Consider the following 19,654-nt stretch of genomic DNA (forward strand, 5'->3'; position numbering starts at 1 on the left):
AAGTTGGTTGCCAGTGCCGCTATCGGGTCGCCCAATGCCGATATCAGCTGTATTGTTGCGCGCAGGCTGAACTGAGGGCGTAAATCAACGCCATCGTTGCGGAACAGGAAGGAGCGCAGACATGAGTGAACAACCAACGGGCGATATCGTCCTGTACCAGCGAGGCGACGCACCCGCCATTGATGTGCGGCTCGACGGTGACACGGTCTGGCTGAGCCAGGACCAGATGGCAACCCTGTTTGGCAAAGCTAAATCGACCATCAGCGAGCACATCAAGAACGTTTTCGATGAGGGTGAACTAGTCCCTGAGCACGTGATGAGAAAAATCGGTATTTCCGAATTTTCTACCAAACCTACCAACTTCTATAACCTCGACGTCATCATCTCGGTCGGCTACCGAGTAAAGTCTCAACAAGGGACTCGCTTTCGCATCTGGGCCACCGAGCGCCTACGCGAGTATCTGGTCAAGGGCTTCACCATGGACGACGCTCGCCTGAAAAATCTAGGCGGCGGCAGTTATTGGAAAGAGCTGCTGGATCGCATTCGCGACATCCGCTCAAGCGAGAAAGTGCTTTACCGGCAAGTGCTCGACCTCTATGCCACCAGCGTGGATTACGATCCCAAGGCTGAGGCCAGCGTGATGTTCTTCAAGGCCGTTCAGAACAAGCTGCACTACGCGGCCCACGGCCAGACCGCTGCCGAAGTGATCGCGCAGCGTGCTGATGCGGGCAAGCCCTTCATGGGGCTGCTGTCTTTTGCCGGGAGCCAACCCACCAAGGCAGAAGTGGGAAATGCCAAGAACTACCTCGACTCCAATGAGCTGAGACGCCTGAATACGCTGGTCTCGGCCTACTTCGATGCTGCTGAATTCCGAGCCATGAACCAAGAGCCGACCTACATGAAGGATTGGCTGTCCCACCTTGAGCAATTGATCCTGGCGATGGGCGGCAAAGCCCTGCAAGGTGCCGGCAAGGTCAGCCATCAGCAAGCTATTGCGCATGCCGAAACGGAATACTCCAAGTTTCGTGCCCAGCTAACCACGCAGCCCTCCGAGGTGGAGTCGGCCTACCTCCAGACCGTCAAGATGGTTCAAAAGCTGGTAGCAGGAAAGAAGACGCCCTGATCCGAGCTCATCAGGTCGGCGGAGATACTACCTGGTAAGCAGAAAAACAAAGCCCGCCATCAAAGGCGGGCTTGCTTGAAATCAGCTGCGGCTCACAGCCCCGACATTTTCTGGATCGCAGCCTTGAGGTCGTCGTCCGAGCAATCGGAGCAGGTGCCCTTCGGCGGCATGGCGTTGATGCCGGTGATGGCCTTGGCCAGGATGCCGTCGAGGCCGCCCTGGTGGTCGGCGCGTTCTTTCCAGGCGGCGGTGTCGCCGACTTTCGGCGCGCCCAGCAGGCCGGTGCCATGGCAGGCATTGCAGTGCTTGGCGATGATTTCGTCGGGCGTCTTGGCGCCGCCGCCACCTGCCGAAGCTGCCACTTCCATGCCTTTGCATTCCTGGCCCTGGACGCACACCTGGCCGACCGGTTCAAGGCGCTTGGCGATATCGTCATTGGTTGCAGCGGTTGCGCTGGCTGCCCACAGGGCGAGTACAGCTGCTGGTACGGCCAGCATCTTCTTGATCTGGTTCACGCGAACACCCTCATGGTGGCTAATCACGCCCGCGGCCACGGTATCGCGAGCGTTGAAAAGTATAGCGGGAACCCGCAGGCCGTGAAACGACCCCACTCCTAGAAAGGGTATTGGCGAATCAATGCACTGCGCTGGATCAAAAGTTCGACGGGGTCGCCGCGCTGATCAACCGTGCCGGCTCGTCAAAAGGGTTGCGAAAACGGTGCGGGCGGGTGCTTTCAAAGTAGTAGCTATCGCCCGCTTCGAGCAGAAACGTCTCGGCCCCTACTACCAGCTCCAGGCGCCCTTCGAGCAGGATGCCGGTTTCCTCGCCATCATGGGTGAGCATTTCTTCACCGGTGTCGGCGCCCGGCGGGTATTCCTCGTTGAGGAAGGCGATGGCGCGGTTGGGGTGCGACTTGCCGACCAGCTTCATGGTCACGGCGCCGTCGGAAATGTCGATCAGTTCGTGGGCCTTGTAGACGATCTGCGTAGGGCTCTCAGGCGCCATTTCGACCGAGAAGAACTCGACCATGGACATCGGAATGCCGCTCAGCACCTTGCGCAGCGAGCTGATCGAAGGGCTGACGCTGTTCTTTTCGATCATCGAAATGGTGCTGTTGGTCACCCCGGCGCGTTTGGCGAGTTCGCGCTGGGACAGGCCTTTGAGCTTGCGAATGGCTTGCAGTCGTTCACCGACGTCCAATGCGTGCGCCTCCAGAAACGGTCGAGGTGGGGGGATGTGTGGGAGATATGATGGCAACGCCGTTCAGTATTTACAACACACACGCCCCGCAACCGGTCCGCTTCTGCGGTTTATTCGCCGATGTACTCCAGCGGCACTCGCTTGAGGTTGCAGAAGATCTGGTAGGCGATGGTATCGGCCTGCTGCGCCACGTCGCTGGCCAGCACCTGCTTGCCCCACAGCTCCACCGGGCTGCCGACGGTGGCCTCGGGCACCTCGGTGAGGTCGACGCAGAGCATGTCCATCGACACCCGGCCGATCAGCCCGGTGCGCTTGCCAGCCACCACAACCGGCGTGCCAGTGGGCGCGTGGCGTGGGTAGCCGTCAGCGTAACCCATGGCCACCACACCGACGCGGGTGGGGCGTGGGCTGATGAACCGGGCGCCGTAGCCGACCGGCTCGCCAGCGGGCAGTTCACGCACGCTGATGATGCGCGATTGCAGGGTCATCACCGGTTGCAGACGGCTGGCCTGGGCCTGTTCGACCTCGAACGGGCTGGCGCCATACAGCATGATGCCGGGGCGCACCCAGTCGCTCTTGATAGCCGGCCAGCCCAGCACCGCCGGCGAGTTGCGCAGGCTGCACTCTGCCGCCAGGCCCTTGCGTGCGGCGTCGAACACCGCCACTTGCTGGGCGGTGGCATCGACGTCGAGTTCATCGGCGCGGGCGAAGTGGCTCATAAGCACGATGCGCGCCACCTTGCCGCTGGCCAGCAAGCGCTGGTAGGCGCTGTGGTAATCCTTGGGGTGGATGCCGACACGGTGCATGCCGGTGTCCATCTTCAGCCACAGCGTCAGCGGCTTGTGCACCCCGCTCTGCTCAATGGCTTCGAGCTGCCATAGCGAATGCACCACGCACCACAGGTCGTGCTCGGCGATCAGCGCCAACTCGCTGGCCTCGAAAAAGCCTTCGAGCAACAACACTGGCGCCTTGATGCCGGCCGCACGCAGTTCCAGCGCTTCTTCGATGCAGGCCACGGCAAAGCCGTCGGCCTCGGCTTGCAGCGCCTGTGCACACCGCACCGCACCATGCCCGTAGGCGTCAGCCTTGACCACGGCGAGCGCCTTGGCGCCGGTCAGTTCTCGGGCAAGGCGGTAGTTGTGGCGCAGGGCCTGGAGGTCGATCAGGGCGCGGGCGGGGCGCATGGCGGTGCTGCCTTATAGTGGTTGAACTCGGTGTTTCAGACTGATCACGGCGCGAGCCCGCCCCACCCAACCGTGGGAGCGGGCTTGCCCAGCGATTGGCCATTACTGGTGCGCTGGCGCCGTATGACCCTGCTTGGACACTTCCCGTTCGTTGCCGTAGCGAGAAATATCCAGGCCTTCGGCGCTGATCTGCGGCTTTTTGCGTGCAATCAGGTCTGCCAGCAGGCGCCCGGAGCCGCAAGCCATGGTCCAGCCCAGCGTGCCGTGGCCTGTATTGAGGAACAGGTTGCGGTAGCGGGTGGCGCCAACGATGGGCGTGCCGTCCGGGGTTGCCGGGCGCAGGCCGGTCCAGAAATCGGCCTGGCTCAGATCGCCGCCGCGAGGATAAAGGTCGTTGACGATCATCTCCAGCGTTTCGCGCCGACGCGGGTTCAGCGTCAGGTCGAAACCTGCGATTTCGGCCATGCCGCCCACCCGGATGCGGTTGTCGAAACGGGTGATCGCAACCTTGTAGGTTTCGTCGAGAATGGTCGAGGTCGGCGCCATGCTGGCATCGGTGATCGGCACCGTCAGCGAGTAACCCTTGAGCGGGTAGACCGGCGCCTTGATACCCAGCGGCTTGAGCATCTGCGGCGAATAACTGCCCAGTGCCAGCACATAGCGGTCGGCGGTTTCCAGCTTGCCGTCGACCCACACGCCATTGATGCGGTCACCGGCGAAGTCCAGGCGCTGGATGTCTTGGCCAAAGCGGAATTCAACGCCTTCCTTGATGGCCATTTCAGCAAGCTTGGTGGTAAACAGCTGGCAGTCGCCGGTCTGGTCGTTAGGCAGCCGCAGGGCGCCGGCGAGGATACCTTTGACGCCGGCCAGAGCCGGCTCCACGCGGGCGATGCCATCACGGTCAAGCAACTCGTACGGCACACCGGACTGCTCCAGCACGGCAATGTCCTTGGCAGCGGCATCGACCTGAGCCTGGGTACGGAACAGCTGCGTGGTGCCCAAGGTGCGGCTTTCATAGGCGATGCCGGTTTCGGCGCGCAGTTCGTCGAGGCAGTCACGGCTGTATTCGGACAACCGCACCATGCGCTCTTTGTTCACCGCGTAGCGGCTGGCGGTGCAGTTGCGCAGCATCTGCGCCATCCACAGGTACTGGTCGACATCGCCCGTGAGCTTGATGGCCAGCGGGGCGTGGCGCTCCAGCAGCCACTTGATGGCCTTGAGCGGCACACCCGGCGCGGCCCAGGGCGAGGCGTAGCCGGGCGAGATCTGGCCGGCGTTGGCAAAGCTGGTTTCCATGGCCACCGCTGGCTGGCGGTCGACCACCGTTACCTCGAAACCTTGCCGGGCCAGGTAATAGGCACTGGCGGTTCCGATCACACCGCTACCAAGTACCAGAACTCGCATCGTTTACCCCTCGCACGCGGCGCACCGCGCTGTTTTGTTGGAATGGCATGGATGCGCGCAGTATAGGAAGCAAAGGCCAGTGCAATTCACTATATAAAGGCCTATATTTGGCGAGAATTCTCGGCACAAACGCCTTTCACGGAGCGGCATCCCCTATGCGAACCCAGCACCAAAGCAAGCGTGAACTGGACAAGATCGACCGTAACATCCTGCGCATCCTGCAGAATGACGGGCGTATTTCCTTCACCGAACTGGGCGAGAAAGTCGGGCTGTCGACCACCCCCTGCACCGAGCGCGTGCGCCGCCTGGAGCGCGAAGGGATCATCATGGGCTACAACGCCCGGCTGAACCCGCAGCACCTCAAGGGCAGCCTGTTGGTGTTCGTCGAAATCAGCCTGGACTACAAGTCTGGCGACACCTTCGAAGAATTCCGCCGAGCCGTGCTCAAGTTGCCCCATGTGCTGGAGTGCCACCTGGTGTCGGGTGACTTCGACTACCTGGTGAAGGCGCGGATTTCCGAGATGGCCTCGTACCGCAAGCTGCTCGGCGACATCCTGCTCAAGCTGCCGCATGTGCGCGAATCGAAGAGCTACATCGTGATGGAAGAAGTCAAAGAGAGCCTGTGCTTGCCGATCCCGGACTGACGCTCAAACCAGCACTTGCCGCGTGCTGGCAATGAACTGATGCACCAGCTGTTCGGCCTCGGCCTCGATGGCTTGCGCGGGCCCTCGGCCTCGCGGGCAGGCCAGGCGCGGTGTGGTGCCGAACAGGCGGCAGATCATCGGGCGCTCTTCATAGACGGTGCAGCCGTTGGGGCCGAGGTGGACGCAGTCCAGGCGCTCCAGGGCGGCCTCCTGCTGCTTTTGTGACGTGCGCGGCAGGCGGGCCATTTCTTCGGCCGAGGTGGTCACCGGGCCGCAGCAGTCGTGGCAGCCGGGCTCGCACTCGAACGAAGGGATGAGTTCGCGCAGGAAGTGGATCTTGTGGCTATTGCAGGACATGGCATCGCATCGGTCAGGTGTGCGCCGCAGTATAAGGCCAATCGCGCGATGGCAGGCGCGGTCTTCGTGGCAGCGGGCTTGCCCCGCGATTGGCCAGTTGCCTATGCTCCACCTTTCGCCTCAACCCAGGACGCTCCTCCATGATCCACAGCGCGCAGCACGCCGCCTCCTACTATGCCGCCAGCAGCGCGCCGCACCCCGCTCACCCGTTCCTGCAGGGCGAACACAGCGCCGATGTGTGTGTGGTTGGCGGTGGCTATTCGGGGCTCAATACCGCCATCGAGCTGGCCGAGCGTGGGTTTTCGGTCATCCTGCTGGAGGCGCGCAAGCTCGGTTGGGGCGCCAGCGGGCGCAACGGCGGGCAGTTGATTCGCGGCGTCGGCCACGGCCTTGAGCAGTTCCTGCCGGTGCTTGGCGAAGACGGCGTGCGCAGCTTGAAGCTGATGGGCCTGGAGGCCGTCGAGATTGTCCGCGAGCGCGTTGCCCGGCACGCCATCGACTGCGACCTGACCTGGGGCTATTGCGACCTGGCCAACAAACCTGCCGAGCTGCAAGGCTTCGCCGAAGAGGCCGAGGCCCTGCGCAGCCTGGGGTATGCCCACGAACTGCGGCTGGTGGCCAAGGAAGATATCCACAGTGTGGTTGGCGCCGAGCGTTATGTCGGCGGCCTGGTCGACATGGGTTCGGGCCACCTGCACCCGCTCAACCTTGCCCTCGGCGAAGCCGCCGCCGCTGCGCGCCTGGGGGTGCAGCTGTTCGAGCAGTCCGAGGTCACCCGCATCGACTACGGCACACAAGTCACGGTGCACACCGCCCAGGGCCAGGTGCGGGCCAAGACCCTCGTGCTGTGCTGCAACGCCTACCACAACAACCTCAACCGCGAACTGGGCGGCAAGGTACTGCCCGCCGGCAGCTATATCATCGCCACCGAGCCGCTGGGTGAAGAGCGCGCCCGCCAGTTGTTGCCACAAAACATGGCGGTATGCGACCAGCGGGTGGCGCTGGATTATTACCGGCTGTCAGCCGACAACCGCCTGCTGTTCGGTGGCGCCTGTCATTATTCCGGGCGCGACCCGAAGGACATCGCTGCGTACATGCGCCCGAAGATGTTGCAGGTATTCCCGCAACTGGCAGATGTGCGCATCGACTACCAATGGGGCGGCATGATCGGCATTGGCGCCAATCGCCTGCCGCAGATCGGCCGCCTGGCCGGGCAGCCCAATGTGTACTACGCCCAGGCTTACTCCGGGCACGGCCTCAACGCCACCCACCTGGCCGGGCGCCTGCTTGGCGAAGCGATCAGCGGGCAGCACAGCGGGCGTTTCGACCTGTTCGCCAAGGTGCCCCACCCAACCTTCCCTGGCGGCCAGTTGCTGCGCTCGCCGCTGCTGGCGTTGGGGATGTTGTGGTATCGGCTTAAAGAGTTGCTGTAGAGGCCAGCTTCCACAAAAATCAAAAACGACGCGGCCTTAGTGTAGGAGCGGCCTTGTGTCGCGAAAGGGCTGCGTCGCAGCCCCGGGATTTGCAGGAGGCGCAGATACCGGGGCCGCTGCGCAGCCCTTTCGCGACACAAGGCCGCTCCTACAGAAGTCGCGCTTTGCAGCCACAGTGGCTCATTCACGCCAAAACGGCTTGCAGCCCTCTTCGCGGGCCTGCTCCCAGCTCAGCCCGATATCACGCAATTGCCGCGCATCGAGCTCCAGCAGCGACCGGCGGGTGCGCCAGCGATGCAGCATCATGCCCCAGCGGCTCAGGTTGGCGAGCGGATCGTAGACATTGCTCGCTTGACCGGCCTCCAGTTCCTTGGCCAACAGTTGCACACGCACATCACTGAAACTTCCCATCGCTGCGATCTCCCACTCAGTTGATACTGTGTGCACAGCTTGCGCCCGGCAGGTAATGGCGATACAGATTCAACCCCTGTTTATTATTTCCATACAGAATTAGCGCAGTACGCGCTGAATGGAGTATTTTGCTACGATCTGTATCGGTCCCTGCCTACAGAACCACCCCGGAGTATGCCGTGACGCTCTACCTCAACCTGGCAGAACTGCTCGGCTCGCGCATCGAGCAGGGCCTGTATCGCCCCGGCCAGCGCCTACCTTCGGTGCGCGCCCTGAGCGTCGAGCACGGCGTCAGCCTGAGCACCGTACAGCAGGCCTACCGCATGCTCGAAGACAACGGCCTGGTCTCGCCACGGCCCAAGTCCGGCTACTTCGTTGCCGAAGACCGCCAGCTACCCGCCCTACCCGCCATCAGCCGCCCGGCACAGCGCCCTGTGGATATCTCGCAGTGGGAGCAGGTGCTGGAGCTGGTGCGCAGCACGCCGCACCCGGACGTCATCCAGCTTGGGCGCGGCATGCCCGATATCGACAGCCCCACCCTCAAGCCGTTGCTGCGCAGCCTGGCGCAGATCAGCCGGCGCCTGGACATGCCAGGGCTGTATTACGACAACATCCACGGCAACGTACAGTTGCGCGAGCAGATCGCCCGGCTGATGCTCGATTCCGGCTGCCGCTTGGGCACCGCCGACCTGGTGGTGACCACCGGTTGCCACGAAGCGCTGTCGTGCAGCATCCGCGCGGTGTGCGAGCCCGGCGATATCGTCGCGGTAGACTCGCCGAGCTTCCACGGCGCCATGCAAACCCTCAAAGGGCTGGGCATGAAGGCGCTGGAGATCCCCACCGACCCCATCACCGGCATCAGCCTCGAAGCGCTGGAGCTGGCCCTTGAGCAGTGGCCGATCAAGCTCATCCAGATCACCCCCAACTGCAACAACCCGCTGGGCTACATCATGCCCGAGGCACGCAAGAAGGCCCTGCTGACCCTCGCCCAGCGCTACGACGTGGCGATTCTCGAAGACGACGTGTATGGCGACCTTGCCTACACCTACCCACGGCCAAGCACAGTCAAGTCATTCGACGACGATGGCCGCGTGTTGCTGTGCAGTTCGTTCTCCAAGACCCTGGCGCCCGGCCTGCGCGTGGGCTGGGTAGCGCCTGGGCGGTACCTGGAGCGGGTGCTGCACATGAAGTACATCAGCACCGGCTGTACCGCCTGCCAGCCGCAACTGGCGATTGCCGACTTCATTGCCGAGGGCCACTACCAGCCGCACCTGCGCCGCATGCGCAGCCAGTACCAGCGCGCCCGCGATCAGATGAGCGACTGGGTGACCCGCTACTTCCCGCCCGGCACCCGCGCCAGCCGGCCCCAGGGCGGTTTCATGCTGTGGGTGGAATTGCCGGAAAGTTTCGATACGCTGCGCCTGAACCGGGCTTTACTGGAACAAGGCGTACAGATTGCCGTAGGCAGCATCTTTTCGGCGTCGGGCAAGTACCGCAACTGCTTGCGCATGAACTTCGCCGCGCGGCCAACCCCGCAGATCGAAGCCGCCGTGCGCAAGGTTGGGGAAACCGCCATGCGCCTGCTGCAGGCCGAGCTGCACGGCGGGTAACTTTGCCGCGCATTCGGTGGTCCAAGCCCCAAGCCCTTGCCCCACAGGATGCATCACCCTTGAGACTCCAGCGAGCTGTGCCTCTGCTGCTGGCGCTGCTGCTCGGCCTTGCCGGCTGCGCCAGCGTCAGTACCCCGCGCAATGTCAGCCAGGCGTTGCCGGCCAGCGATTCGGCGTTCGGCCGCTCGGTGCTGCGCCAGGCAGCGCCGTATCAAGGGCGCTCGGGCTTTCGCCTGCTGCCCAACAGCAACGAGGCGTTCCGCGCCCGTGCCGAGCTGATCCGCAACGCGCAAACCAGCATCGACGTGCAGTACTACATCGTCCATGACGGCCTCAGCACCCGCGCCCTGGTGCACGAGCTACTGCGCGCGGCCGACCGTGGCGTGCGCGTGCGGGTGTTGCTGGACGACACCGCAAGCGACGGCCTGGATACGCTGATCGGCACCCTGGCCGCCCACCCGAACATCCAGATCCGCGTGTTCAACCCCCTGCACCTGGGCCGCGGCACTGGCGCGACCCGCGCCGCAGGCCGCTTGCTGAACCTGTCGCGCCAGCACCGGCGCATGCACAACAAGCTGTTTCTGGTCGACAACAGCATGGCCATCGTCGGCGGGCGCAACCTGGGCGATGAGTACTTCGACGCCGAACCCAACCTGAACTTCACCGACATCGACCTGCTGAGCGTTGGCCCTGTGGCCGAGCAGTTAGGGCACAGCTTCGACCAGTACTGGAACAGCGCGCTCAGCCGGCCGATCAACGACTACTTGTGGCGCCAGCCCGATGGCGACGACCTGCGCGCCAGCCGCCAGCGCCTGGAGACCTGGCTGGCCAAGGCACGCATTGACCGCAAGGCGGCCTACGAGCGGCTGATGGCCTACCAAACCCAGCCGCGCCTGGACGTCTGGCGCAACGAACTGATCTGGGCCCACAGCCAGGCATTGTGGGACGCGCCGAGCAAGGTGCTGGCCGCAGGCGAGCCGGACACGCAACTGCTGATGAGCCACCAACTGGCCCCCGAGCTTGACGGCGTGCACCGCGAGCTGATTCTGGTGTCGGCCTATTTCGTGCCCGGGCAACCGGGCCTGTTGTACCTGACCAGCCGCGCCGATGCCGGTGCCTCGGTCAAGCTGCTGACCAACTCGCTGGAAGCCACAGACGTGCCGGCGGTGCACGGCGGCTATGCGCCCTACCGCCGCGCGCTGCTGGAGCACGGCGTCGAACTGTACGAGCTGCGCCGCCAGCCGGGCGACGCCATCAGCCGCCGCGGCCTGACCTTGCGCGGCAGCTCCGATTCCAGCCTGCACAGCAAGGCGATGGTGTTCGACCGGCACAAGACCTTTATCGGTTCGTTCAACTTCGACCCCCGTTCGGTGCTGTGGAACACCGAAGTCGGGGTGCTGGTAGACAGCCCGGAGCTTGCCGAATACACCCGCGAGCTGGCGTTGCAGGGTATGGCGCCGGCGCTGAGCTACCAGCCGCAGTTGCTCGACGGCAAGATGGTCTGGGTGACCGAGGACAACGGCCAGCGCCACGTCCTGCTGACCGAACCGGGCGGCTGGTGGCGGCGCTTCAATGCCTGGGTGAGCAAGGCGGTGGGGTTGGAGAAGATGCTGTAGCCGCATCGCGCGGCAAGCCCGCTCCCACGCTTTGTTCGCCTGAGCCTTCAGGTTAGTGCACGCTTGTGGTGACCTCATCGCAGGCTGTCGCAGAACGGTGCCCCCACACTCGGCGTGGGAGCGGGCTTGCCCCGCGATGGCGGTGGCTCAGACCGGCGCCGGCTCGAAGGCATCCTTGCGCCGGGTCAGCAGCACCAGCCCGGCAGCGCCCGCTGCCATCAACCACAGCAGCGCATGCCCGCTGACCCATTGGCTGCCAGCCCCGGCCAGCAACGGCCCCAGCAGGCAGCCAATACCCCACAACTGCGCCACATGGGCATTGGCGCGCACCAGCGCATCATCGCGGTAGCGTTCGCCAATCAACACCAGCGACAGGGTAAACAGCCCGCCCGCACTGGCGCCGAACAGCACCCACAACGGCCAGATCAACGGTGTGTGCAACAGCAGCGGAATCGCCAGGCTGGACACCATCAGCAACAGTGCACAGCCGCTGAACAGCGTGCGCCGGGACATCCGGTCAGCCAGCGCGCCAATCGGCAACTGCAACACCGCATCCCCCACCACCACCGTCCCCACCATGAACAGCGCCACCTCGGCGGTAAAACCCTGCTGCAGGCAATACACCGGCAGCAAGGTCAGAATCATCGCCTCGAATGCGGCAAACAGCGCGATGGCCCAGGCGATCACCGGCAAGCGCCGACAGAAGCCCAGCAAGTCGCCAAAGGTCACGTTGCAGGCCTCGGTGCTGGGCGCCCCGCCGCGCCCCAGCAGGACCAACGGCGCCAGCAACAGCAAACCGGTGGCGGCCCAGAAGCCAAAGTCATCGTCCGAGCCGAGAAAGCCCAGCACCAGCGGCCCGGCCAGTTGGCTGAGTGCATAGCTGCTGCCATACAGCGCCACCAGCCGCCCGCGCCAATGCTCGACCACCAACTGGTTGATCCAGCTTTCGCCAAGGATGAACACCACGGTCAGCGACATGCCGATCATCAGCCGCAGCAGCAACCACAGCGCATAGCTGGGCAACAGCGCCACGAGGCCAATCGACAGCGCCCCGCCCCACAGGCACAGGCGCATTGCCGTGGGCACGCCCACCCAGCCGGCCAGGCGGCTGGCCAGGCTGGCGCCGATCAGTACGCCAATGGCGGGCATCGCCGCCATGACGCCGATGGCGAAGCTGCCGTAACCCCAGCTTTCGAGGCGCAGGGACACCAGCGGCATGCTCACGCCCAAGGCAAGCCCGACGCTGAGCACGGATGCCAGCACGGCGAAGTAGGTGCCCCAACGCATGGCGGCCTCCGGGGCGCAAACAGTGGGTATGAAGCATCGCGGTGGCTCGGAATGCCGAACCACCGCGAAAAGGCGCTAGTGGATTACAGCTTGATCCAGGTCGCCTTCAGCTCGGTGTATTTTTCCAGCGCGTGCAGCGACTTGTCACGGCCATTGCCCGACTGCTTGAAACCACCGAACGGCGCGGTCATGTCGCCGCCGTCGTACTGGTTGACCCAGACGCTGCCAGCGCGCACCGCGCGTGCCGTCTTGTGGGCCTTGGAGATGTCTGCGGTCCAGATACCCGCCGCCAGGCCATACGGCGTGTCGTTGGCAATTGCCACGGCTTCTTCGGCGCTGTCGAAGGTGATGACCGACAGCACCGGGCCGAAGATCTCTTCCTGGGCGATTTTCATGGCGTTGGTCACGCCATCGAAGATGGTGGGCTCGACATAGGTGCCGCCCGTTTCTTCAAGGATGCGCTTGCCGCCAGCCAGCAGCTTGGCGCCGTCCTGGTGGCCGGCATCGATGTACGACAGCACGGTGTTCATCTGCTGGGTGTCCACCAGAGCCCCCACGGTGGTGGCTGGGTCCAGCGGGTTGCCTGGTTTCCAGGCCTTCAGCGCCTCGACCACCATCGGCAGGAACTTGTCCTTGATCGAACGCTCGACCAGCAGGCGCGAGCCTGCGGTGCAGACTTCGCCCTGGTTGAAGGCGATGGCGCTGGCGGCAGCTTCGGCTGCGGCTTGCAGGTCTGGGGCATCGGCGAAGACGATGTTCGGGCTCTTGCCGCCGGCTTCGAGCCAGACGCGCTTCATGTTCGACTCACCGGCGTAGATCATCAGTTGCTTGGCGATCTTGGTGGAGCCGGTGAACACCAGGGTATCGACGTCCATGTGCAGGGCCAGCGCCTTGCCCACGGTGTGGCCATGGCCTGGCAGCACGTTGAGCACGCCTTTCGGCAGGCCGGCTTCGATGGCCAGCTGAGCGATGCGGATGGCGGTCAGTGGCGACTTTTCCGACGGCTTGAGTACGATGGAGTTACCGGTCGCCAGGGCCGGGCCGAGCTTCCAGCTAGCCATCAGCAGCGGGAAGTTCCATGGCACGATGGCTGCAACCACACCCACTGGCTCGCGGGTCACCAGGCCAAGCTGGTCGTGCGGCGTGGGGGCCACTTCGTCGTAGACTTTGTCGATGGCCTCGGCGGTCCAGTGAATGGCATTGGCAGCGCCAGGCACGTCGATGGACGAGGAGTCACCGATGGGCTTGCCCATGTCGAGGGTTTCCAGCAGGGCCAGCTCTTCAACGTGCTGGCGCAGCAGGCCTGCGAAGCGGATCAGGGTTGCCTTGCGCTTGGCCGGTGCCAGGCGCGACCAGACACCGGATTCGAACACTTCACGGGCGTTCTCGACGGCGCGGTTGGCGTCGGCCAGGTCACAGCTGGCAACCTTGGCCAGGAAGCGTCCGTCCACCGGGCTCAGGCAGTCGAAGGTTTCACCGGATACGGCATCGGTGTATTCGCCGTTGATGAACGCGCGGCCGTCGATCTTCAGTTGCTGGGCACGCTGTTCCCAGTCCGCACGAGTCAGGGTGGTCATAGGAAACTCCTCTCTTGTTTAGGTGCAGCGCCGCACTGAGGACTCACGGGCGCTGTCAGAAATTCTGGCCGGGCGACGACGCGCACGGGCAAACGCCACCCTAAACCAGGCCAGCCAAACTATCAATATATTTGACACAAAAGGCCTAAAAGCCTACTGATGTGCATTTTATTAAACAACAACAGGGTATCTACCATGAGTATCGCCAGCATCGTCGACTTCGCCCAGGTGCTCACCGAAGCAGAACGCTACCGCCCGGCAGCCGAGAAAATCATCAAGGGCGAGCCGGACCAGGCGGTCTACAACCATTACTCAAGCCCATGCGGGCAGTTTGCCGCGGGTGTGTGGGAAGGCGAGCAGGGCCAGTGGACAGTGAACTACACCGAGCATGAATACTGCGAGATCGTCCAGGGCGTGTCGGTGCTGCGCGACGAGCAAGGCAATGCCAAGACCCTGCGCGCCGGCGACCGCTTCGTGATCCCCGCAGGCTTCAAGGGCACCTGGGAAGTGCTGGAGCCGTGCCGCAAGATCTACGTGATGTTCGAGCAGAAATAACCCGCGTGGGCTTGCTGCAGGCATAAAAAAACCCGCCACCTTTCGGGAGCGGGTTTTTCAAGGTTGCCGATCAATTACTTGATCTTGGCTTCCTTGTACACCACGTGCTTGCGAACAACGGGATCGTACTTCTTGATCTCGATTTTGTCCGGGGTGGTGCGCTTGTTCTTGTCGGTGGTGTAGAAGTGGCCGGTACCGGCACTCGAAACCAGACGGATCAATTCACGCATGATGTTCTCCCTTAGACCTTGGCGCCAGCTTTACGGATGTCAACCAGAACGGCATCGATGCCGCGCTTGTCGATGATACGCATGCCTTTGGCGGAAACGCGCAGACGCACGAAACGCTTCTCGGATTCAACCCAGAAACGGTGGTGCTGCAGGTTTGGCAGGAAACGACGACGGGTTTTGTTGTTTGCGTGGGAAATGTTGTTCCCGGTTACTGGACCCTTACCAGTAACTTGACAGACTCTCGACATGACTCAGCCCTCTAAAACCACATGCCCAACCCGGCATGGGTTGGCCGCTTAATCTCTCAGTCTTTGGCGCCAGGCGCCGTGATTCTGGAGGTCTTACCGACCGGATTCGCTGATGCGACAGGCCGAGCCCCTAGAAAAGAGCGCTGCTTTATACCAGAAAGACTTAGCCACAACAACAGAATATGAGTGTTCTGTAGTCGCAGAGTGCGCCGGGGCAGCATAACGACTGGGGCGCCGGGCTGTCGACCGCCCGTCGCCGAATTAATGCGGATGGGTGTGGTCATTTGCTCCAGCCCGCACTAGGGTAGGAACTTTCCCAGACTGCACCGGCAGATGGTGCCATTTGATAGCCAAGGAGCCACCATGCGTGCTGCCGCCCTTTCTCTACTTTTCACCGCCTTCTGCGCGGCGGGCATGGCCCAGGCCGCCCCGCTGGCGGTGTGCACCGAAGCCAGCCCGGAAGGCTTCGATGTGGTCCAGTACAACTCGCTGACCACCACCAATGCCTCGGCCGATGTGCTGATGAACCGCCTGGTCGAGTTCGACGCCGCAGCCGGCAAGGTGGTGCCAAGCCTTGCGGAGCGCTGGAGCGTGTCGCCAGATGGGCTGATCTACGACTTCCAGCTGCGAAAAGACGTTAAATTCCACACCACGACGTATTTCAAACCGAGCCGTGAACTCAGCGCAGACGACGTGCTGTTCAGCTTCCAGCGCATGCTTTACCCGGCGCATGCCTGGCACAAGACCGCACCGGGCGGTTACCCCCATGCGCAGTCGCTGCAACTGGGCAGCCTGATCAAGTCGATCGACGCACCCGATGCCAACTCGGTGCGTTTCACCTTGACCCACCCGGATGCCACCTTCCTGGCGACCCTGAGCATGGGCTTTGCCTCGATCTACTCGGCTGAATACGCCGACAAGCTGCTCAAGGCCGGCACCCCGGAAAAACTCAACACCCAGCCCATCGGCACCGGCCCGTTCGTGTTCCAGCGCTTCCAGAAGGACGCCGTGGTGCGCTACCGCGCCAACCCCGACTACTTCGCCGGCAAGCCGTCGGTCGACCCGTTGATCTTCGCCATCACCACCGACGCCAACGTGCGCCTGCAAAAACTCAAGCGCAACGAATGCCAGGTCGCCCTCTCGCCCAAGCCACTGGATGTGGCCGAAGCCAGCAAGAACGCTGATTTGAAGGTGGCCAGCACGCCAGCCTTCATGACCGCGTTCGTGGCCATCAACAGCCAGCATCCGCCGCTGGACAAGCCTGAAGTGCGCCAGGCGATCAACCTGGCCTTCGACAAGGCCGCCTACCTCAAGGCTGTGTTCGAAGGCACAGCAACCGCCGCCAACGGCCCGTATCCGCCCAACACCTGGAGCTACGCCAAGGACCTGCCGGGCTACGCCATGGACCAGGACAAAGCCCGCGCGCTGCTGGCCAAGGCTGGCCTTGCCGACGGTTTCAGCACCACCATCTGGACCCGCCCCTCGGGCAGCCTGCTCAACCCCAACCCAAGCCTGGGCGCGCAGATGCTGCAGGCCGACCTGGGCAAGGTCGGCATCAAGGCCGAGGTGCGTACCATCGAGTGGGGCGAGCTGATCCGCCGCGCCAAGGCGGGCGAGCATGACCTGCTGTTCATGGGTTGGGCCGGCGACAACGGCGACCCGGACAATTTCCTCAGCCCGCAGTTTTCATGCGCGGCGGTGACCTCCGGGACCAACTTCGCGCGCTTTTGCGACAACCGCCTGGACCAGTTGATCAATGCTGGGCGCACCACCAACGACCAGAGCGTGCGCAGCCGCCTGTACCAACAGGCGCAGACGCTGATCCAGCAGCAGGCGCTGTGGGTACCGTTGGCGCACCCAACCGCCGCGACCTTGCTGCGCCAGGATGTACAAGGGTTCCAGAGCAGCCCGTTCGGGCGGCTGGAGTTCAGCAAGGTGACAGTCGGGCGTTGATCGGCATTCCGAGCAAGCCCGCTCCCACAGAGTGTGGCTTACCGCTACATCGATAATGCCGTGTCACGCGGTCAATGTAGGAGCGGCCTTGTGTCGCGATGGGCTGCAAAGCAGCCCCGGCGATTCTGCATGGTGCTCGGATCTTGGGGCTGCTTTGCAGCCCATCGCGACACAAGGCCGCTCCTACACCAAACAGCGGTCGCTAGTGCCCCTACCCCGCCAACCAGCCATGCTCGACCATCGACAGCGGCTCGCCATCACCGACGATGACATGGTCCATCACCCGGACATCGATCAGCGCCAGCGAGCGCTTGAGCATCAGCGTCAAGTGCACGTCATCCTGGCTCGGCTCGCAGTGCCCGGATGGATGGTTGTGGCAGAGGATCAGTGCTGCAGCATTGTGCAGCAGCGCCCGGCGCACCACCTCGCGCGGGTAGATACTCGCCCGGTCGATGGTGCCGCGAAACAGAATCTCGAACGCCAATGGCCGGTGCTTGGTGTCCAGAAACAGGCAACCGAACACCTCGCTGGGCTCATGGCGCAACATCGCCTTCAGGTAGCGCCGCACCGCCTGCGGGCTGTCCATGGCCGATTCACGCTCGATCGACATCGCCAGGTTGCGCCGGCCGATCTCCAGCAATGCCTGCAACTGGCCATAGCGCACCGGCCCCAGCCCCAGCTCGCCGACAAAGCTCTCCCGGCTGGCCTCAAGCAGCTGGCGCAGGCCGCCGAACTTCACCAGCAGCCCACGCGCCAGCTCCAGCACATTGCGCCCCTTCACACCGGAGCCCAGAAACACCGCCAGCAACTCGGCATCCGAAAGGCTGCCCGCACCGCGCTGCAGCAACTTCTCCCTCGGCCGCTCTTCAGCCGGCCATTCCCTGATGCTCATCGACGCTCCTTGCGTGGTACTGCGGCGAATTTGACCGCTGTGTTAATCTAGTTCGCTTCGAAAATGCGACGATCTGCCGCAGGCAGTAACGTCGCCGCCCGCTTTCACTGGATAAAGGCAAGCCTATGCAGCGGCTGTATCGCAAGCGCATCGTTCTCGGCGTGGGTGGCGGCATTGCCGCCTACAAGAGCGCCGAGCTGATTCGCCGACTCCTCGAACACGGCGCCCAGGTGCGTGTGGTCATGACCCGCGGTGGTGCCGAGTTCATCACCCCGCTCACGCTGCAGGCGTTGTCCGGGCACCCGGTGCACATGGACCTGCTCGACCCTGCCGCAGAAGCCGCCATGGGCCATATCGAGCTGGCCAAATGGGCCGACCTGGTGCTCATCGCCCCGGCCACCGCGGACCTGATGGCACGCATGGCGCAAGGCATTGCCAACGACTTGCTGACCACCCTGGTGCTGGCCACCGACGCCACCGTTGCCGTCGCCCCGGCCATGAACCAGGCCATGTGGCGCGACCCCGCCACCCAAGCCAACCTCGAGCTGCTCAAGAGCCGCGGCATTCAGGTGTTCGGCCCGGCCTCGGGCAGCCAGGCCTGTGGCGACGTCGGCCTTGGGCGCATGCTCGAAGCCACCGACCTGGCGTGGTGCGCCGCCGAGAGCTTCAAGCGCGAGGCATTGACCGGCAAGCACGTGCTGATTACCGCCGGGCCGACCCAGGAAAACATCGACCCGGTGCGCTACATCACCAACCATAGCTCAGGGAAGATGGGCTTCGCCCTGGCCGAGGCGGCCGCTGAAGCCGGGGCTCGGGTCACCCTGGTAACGGGCCCCGTGCACCTGCCGACACCCGACCGGGTCAGCCGCATCGACGTGGTGAGCGCGCGGGACATGCTCGCGGCATGCGAAGCAGCCATGCCGTGCGACCTGTTCATCGCCTCGGCTGCGGTTGCGGACTACCGCCCGGAAGTCGTCGCCACACAGAAGCTGAAGAAAGATCCCACCACAGGCGACGGCATGCTGCTGCAGATGGTGCGCAATCCCGATATCCTTGCGACCATTGCCGGCCGGGCTGATCGCCCGTTCAGCGTCGGCTTCGCCGCCGAAACCGAACACCTGCTCGACTACGCCACGCGCAAGCTCAAGGACAAGAACCTCGACCTGATCGTCGCCAATGATGTGGCCAACCCCAGCATCGGCTTCAACAGCGAGGAAAACGCCCTGACCGTGATCGACCGCCAGCAACACCAAACCCTCTTCGCGCAGACCAGCAAGGGCAAGATCGCCCGCCAACTGGTTGCTTTCATCGCCGAACGACTCAATCAGGTTCAATAAGTTACATGCACGCTCTTCAAGCCAAGATCCTCGACCCACGCCTGGGCAACGAATTCCCCCTGCCGCAGTACGCCACCCCCGGTTCCGCCGGCCTGGACCTGCGCGCCCTGCTGAAACAGGACACCGTCCTGGAGCCCGGCCAGACCTTGCTGATCCCCACTGGGCTGTCGGTGTACATCGGCGACCCTGGCCTTGCCGCAATGATCCTGCCGCGCTCGGGCCTGGGCCACAAACACGGCATCGTGCTCGGCAACCTGGTGGGCCTGATCGACTCGGACTACCAGGGCGAGCTGATGGTGTCGTGCTGGAACCGTGGCAACACGCCGTTCACCATCACCGTTGGCGAGCGTATTGCGCAGCTGATTCTGGTGCCGGTGGTGCAGGCGCATTTCGACATCGTCGAGCAGTTTGACGAGACCCAGCGCGGCGCTGGCGGCTTCGGTCATTCCGGCACCCGCTGAGCCGGATCGCGACCGTTCGGGCCATGGCTGGCGAACTCTCGGGGCATTCCACCGTCCAAGCGTTCTGTTTGCGCCAGCCCAGAAGCCTTTGAATACTTGGAGTCCCCACAGATGAACGACATGGCCCAACTG

Annotated in this window: 20 protein-coding genes; 9 read left to right on the plus strand and 11 right to left on the minus strand. The window is 63.6% G+C overall.

The features are described 5' to 3' along the window. Positions 1-121 precede the first annotated feature (121 nt). Entirely contained in the window at positions 122-1,123 is a 1,002-nt protein-coding gene (locus tag HU719_RS11430; protein ID WP_186537049.1) for a virulence RhuM family protein, read from the plus strand. A gap of 92 nt (positions 1,124-1,215) precedes the next feature. On the opposite strand, the gene HU719_RS11435 is transcribed toward HU719_RS11430, so the two are convergent. The 4 genes from HU719_RS11435 to dadA all read right to left on the minus strand — a co-directional run bounded on the left by HU719_RS11435 (position 1,216) and on the right by dadA (position 4,911). Further along, on the minus strand, positions 1,216-1,638 hold the full coding sequence (locus HU719_RS11435; protein ID WP_186521792.1) for a c-type cytochrome: 423 nt from the start codon (positions 1,636-1,638) through the stop codon (positions 1,216-1,218). A 136-nt stretch (positions 1,639-1,774) separates the two neighbouring features. Then, positions 1,775-2,323, minus strand: a complete 549-nt coding sequence (locus HU719_RS11440; RefSeq protein WP_186521790.1) for a cupin domain-containing protein — start codon at positions 2,321-2,323, stop codon at positions 1,775-1,777. Positions 2,324-2,433: 110 nt separating this feature from the next. Continuing rightward, positions 2,434-3,507, minus strand: coding sequence for an alanine racemase (alr, locus tag HU719_RS11445; protein WP_186537050.1), 1,074 nt, complete (start codon positions 3,505-3,507; stop codon positions 2,434-2,436). 102 nt (positions 3,508-3,609) lie between these two features. Then, positions 3,610-4,911, minus strand: coding sequence for a D-amino acid dehydrogenase (dadA, locus tag HU719_RS11450; RefSeq protein WP_186521787.1), 1,302 nt, complete (start codon positions 4,909-4,911; stop codon positions 3,610-3,612). A gap of 155 nt (positions 4,912-5,066) precedes the next feature. On the opposite strand from dadA, the gene dadR reads away from it, so the two are divergent. Then, positions 5,067-5,555 carry a transcriptional regulator DadR gene (gene dadR, locus HU719_RS11455; RefSeq protein WP_003258963.1) on the plus strand — a complete coding sequence of 163 codons (489 nt, stop codon included), beginning with the start codon at positions 5,067-5,069 and terminating at the stop codon, positions 5,553-5,555. A gap of 3 nt (positions 5,556-5,558) precedes the next feature. Here dadR and HU719_RS11460 read toward each other — a convergent pair whose 3' ends face one another. Beyond that, positions 5,559-5,912 carry a YkgJ family cysteine cluster protein gene (locus tag HU719_RS11460; protein ID WP_186537051.1) on the minus strand — a complete coding sequence of 118 codons (354 nt, stop codon included), beginning with the start codon at positions 5,910-5,912 and terminating at the stop codon, positions 5,559-5,561. A gap of 140 nt (positions 5,913-6,052) precedes the next feature. On the opposite strand from HU719_RS11460, the gene HU719_RS11465 reads away from it, so the two are divergent. Continuing rightward, positions 6,053-7,345, plus strand: a complete 1,293-nt coding sequence (locus HU719_RS11465) for an NAD(P)/FAD-dependent oxidoreductase (RefSeq protein WP_186537052.1) — start codon at positions 6,053-6,055, stop codon at positions 7,343-7,345. 180 nt (positions 7,346-7,525) lie between these two features. On the opposite strand, the gene HU719_RS11470 is transcribed toward HU719_RS11465, so the two are convergent. Beyond that, the gene (locus tag HU719_RS11470; RefSeq protein WP_186521784.1) at positions 7,526-7,756 is read right to left on the minus strand and encodes a DUF1127 domain-containing protein; all 231 of its coding nucleotides are present in this window, start codon (positions 7,754-7,756) and stop codon (positions 7,526-7,528) included. 179 nt (positions 7,757-7,935) lie between these two features. Between HU719_RS11470 and HU719_RS11475 the strand changes: the two genes are divergently transcribed. Together HU719_RS11475 and HU719_RS11480 are read left to right on the plus strand one after the other, a co-directional pair. Then, positions 7,936-9,366: an aminotransferase-like domain-containing protein gene (locus HU719_RS11475; protein WP_186537053.1), complete on the plus strand. Its 1,431-nt coding sequence runs from the start codon at positions 7,936-7,938 to the stop codon at positions 9,364-9,366. Positions 9,367-9,425: 59 nt separating this feature from the next. After that, positions 9,426-10,982, plus strand: a complete 1,557-nt coding sequence (locus HU719_RS11480; protein WP_186537054.1) for a phospholipase D family protein — start codon at positions 9,426-9,428, stop codon at positions 10,980-10,982. A 147-nt stretch (positions 10,983-11,129) separates the two neighbouring features. Here HU719_RS11480 and HU719_RS11485 read toward each other — a convergent pair whose 3' ends face one another. Together HU719_RS11485 and HU719_RS11490 are read right to left on the minus strand one after the other, a co-directional pair. After that, on the minus strand, positions 11,130-12,269 hold the full coding sequence (locus tag HU719_RS11485; RefSeq protein WP_186521780.1) for an MFS transporter: 1,140 nt from the start codon (positions 12,267-12,269) through the stop codon (positions 11,130-11,132). Between the two features lie 83 nt (positions 12,270-12,352). After that, the gene (locus HU719_RS11490; RefSeq protein ID WP_186537055.1) at positions 12,353-13,846 is read right to left on the minus strand and encodes an aldehyde dehydrogenase; all 1,494 of its coding nucleotides are present in this window, start codon (positions 13,844-13,846) and stop codon (positions 12,353-12,355) included. A gap of 195 nt (positions 13,847-14,041) precedes the next feature. Here HU719_RS11490 and HU719_RS11495 point away from each other — a divergent pair, with 195 nt between their 5' ends. Next, entirely contained in the window at positions 14,042-14,401 is a 360-nt protein-coding gene (locus HU719_RS11495) for a cupin domain-containing protein (RefSeq protein WP_186521778.1), read from the plus strand. Positions 14,402-14,475: 74 nt separating this feature from the next. Here HU719_RS11495 and rpmG read toward each other — a convergent pair whose 3' ends face one another. Together rpmG and rpmB are read right to left on the minus strand one after the other, a co-directional pair. Then, complete coding sequence (gene rpmG, locus HU719_RS11500) at positions 14,476-14,631, minus strand: 50S ribosomal protein L33 (protein ID WP_003253507.1); 156 nt, start codon at positions 14,629-14,631, stop codon at positions 14,476-14,478. Positions 14,632-14,642: 11 nt separating this feature from the next. Further along, entirely contained in the window at positions 14,643-14,879 is a 237-nt protein-coding gene (gene rpmB / locus HU719_RS11505; RefSeq protein ID WP_003253504.1) for a 50S ribosomal protein L28, read from the minus strand. Between the two features lie 363 nt (positions 14,880-15,242). Between rpmB and HU719_RS11510 the strand changes: the two genes are divergently transcribed. Next, complete coding sequence (locus HU719_RS11510; RefSeq protein WP_186537056.1) at positions 15,243-16,832, plus strand: ABC transporter substrate-binding protein; 1,590 nt, start codon at positions 15,243-15,245, stop codon at positions 16,830-16,832. 211 nt (positions 16,833-17,043) lie between these two features. Here the strand turns inward: HU719_RS11510 and radC are convergent, their stop codons facing one another. Next, complete coding sequence (gene radC, locus HU719_RS11515; RefSeq protein WP_186523535.1) at positions 17,044-17,724, minus strand: RadC family protein; 681 nt, start codon at positions 17,722-17,724, stop codon at positions 17,044-17,046. Positions 17,725-17,849: 125 nt separating this feature from the next. On the opposite strand from radC, the gene coaBC reads away from it, so the two are divergent. Further along, on the plus strand, positions 17,850-19,061 hold the full coding sequence (gene coaBC / locus HU719_RS11520; RefSeq protein WP_186523538.1) for a bifunctional phosphopantothenoylcysteine decarboxylase/phosphopantothenate--cysteine ligase CoaBC: 1,212 nt from the start codon (positions 17,850-17,852) through the stop codon (positions 19,059-19,061). A gap of 5 nt (positions 19,062-19,066) precedes the next feature. After that, on the plus strand, positions 19,067-19,522 hold the full coding sequence (dut, locus tag HU719_RS11525; RefSeq protein WP_186523540.1) for a dUTP diphosphatase: 456 nt from the start codon (positions 19,067-19,069) through the stop codon (positions 19,520-19,522). Positions 19,523-19,654 lie beyond the last annotated feature (132 nt).

The organism is Pseudomonas farsensis (assembly GCF_014268805.2).
GTDB lineage: Bacteria > Pseudomonadota > Gammaproteobacteria > Pseudomonadales > Pseudomonadaceae > Aquipseudomonas > Aquipseudomonas farsensis.

Bases quoted from the DNA above. Each gene is read 5' to 3' on its own strand.
- HU719_RS11430 (WP_186537049.1), top strand. From the start codon at position 122: ATGAGTGAACAACCAACGGGCGATATCGTCCTGTACCAGCGAGGCGAC.
- alr (WP_186537050.1), bottom strand. From the start codon at position 3,507: ATGCGCCCCGCCCGCGCCCTGATCGACCTCCAGGCCCTGCGCCACAAC.
- dadA (WP_186521787.1), bottom strand. From the start codon at position 4,911: ATGCGAGTTCTGGTACTTGGTAGCGGTGTGATCGGAACCGCCAGTGCC.
- dadR (WP_003258963.1), top strand. From the start codon at position 5,067: ATGCGAACCCAGCACCAAAGCAAGCGTGAACTGGACAAGATCGACCGT.
- HU719_RS11460 (WP_186537051.1), bottom strand. From the start codon at position 5,912: ATGTCCTGCAATAGCCACAAGATCCACTTCCTGCGCGAACTCATCCCT.
- HU719_RS11465 (WP_186537052.1), top strand. From the start codon at position 6,053: ATGATCCACAGCGCGCAGCACGCCGCCTCCTACTATGCCGCCAGCAGC.
- HU719_RS11470 (WP_186521784.1), bottom strand. From the start codon at position 7,756: ATGGGAAGTTTCAGTGATGTGCGTGTGCAACTGTTGGCCAAGGAACTG.
- HU719_RS11485 (WP_186521780.1), bottom strand. From the start codon at position 12,269: ATGCGTTGGGGCACCTACTTCGCCGTGCTGGCATCCGTGCTCAGCGTC.
- HU719_RS11490 (WP_186537055.1), bottom strand. From the start codon at position 13,846: ATGACCACCCTGACTCGTGCGGACTGGGAACAGCGTGCCCAGCAACTG.
- HU719_RS11495 (WP_186521778.1), top strand. From the start codon at position 14,042: ATGAGTATCGCCAGCATCGTCGACTTCGCCCAGGTGCTCACCGAAGCA.
- rpmG (WP_003253507.1), bottom strand. From the start codon at position 14,631: ATGCGTGAATTGATCCGTCTGGTTTCGAGTGCCGGTACCGGCCACTTC.
- rpmB (WP_003253504.1), bottom strand. From the start codon at position 14,879: ATGTCGAGAGTCTGTCAAGTTACTGGTAAGGGTCCAGTAACCGGGAAC.
- HU719_RS11510 (WP_186537056.1), top strand. From the start codon at position 15,243: ATGCGTGCTGCCGCCCTTTCTCTACTTTTCACCGCCTTCTGCGCGGCG.
- radC (WP_186523535.1), bottom strand. From the start codon at position 17,724: ATGAGCATCAGGGAATGGCCGGCTGAAGAGCGGCCGAGGGAGAAGTTG.
- coaBC (WP_186523538.1), top strand. From the start codon at position 17,850: ATGCAGCGGCTGTATCGCAAGCGCATCGTTCTCGGCGTGGGTGGCGGC.
- dut (WP_186523540.1), top strand. From the start codon at position 19,067: ATGCACGCTCTTCAAGCCAAGATCCTCGACCCACGCCTGGGCAACGAA.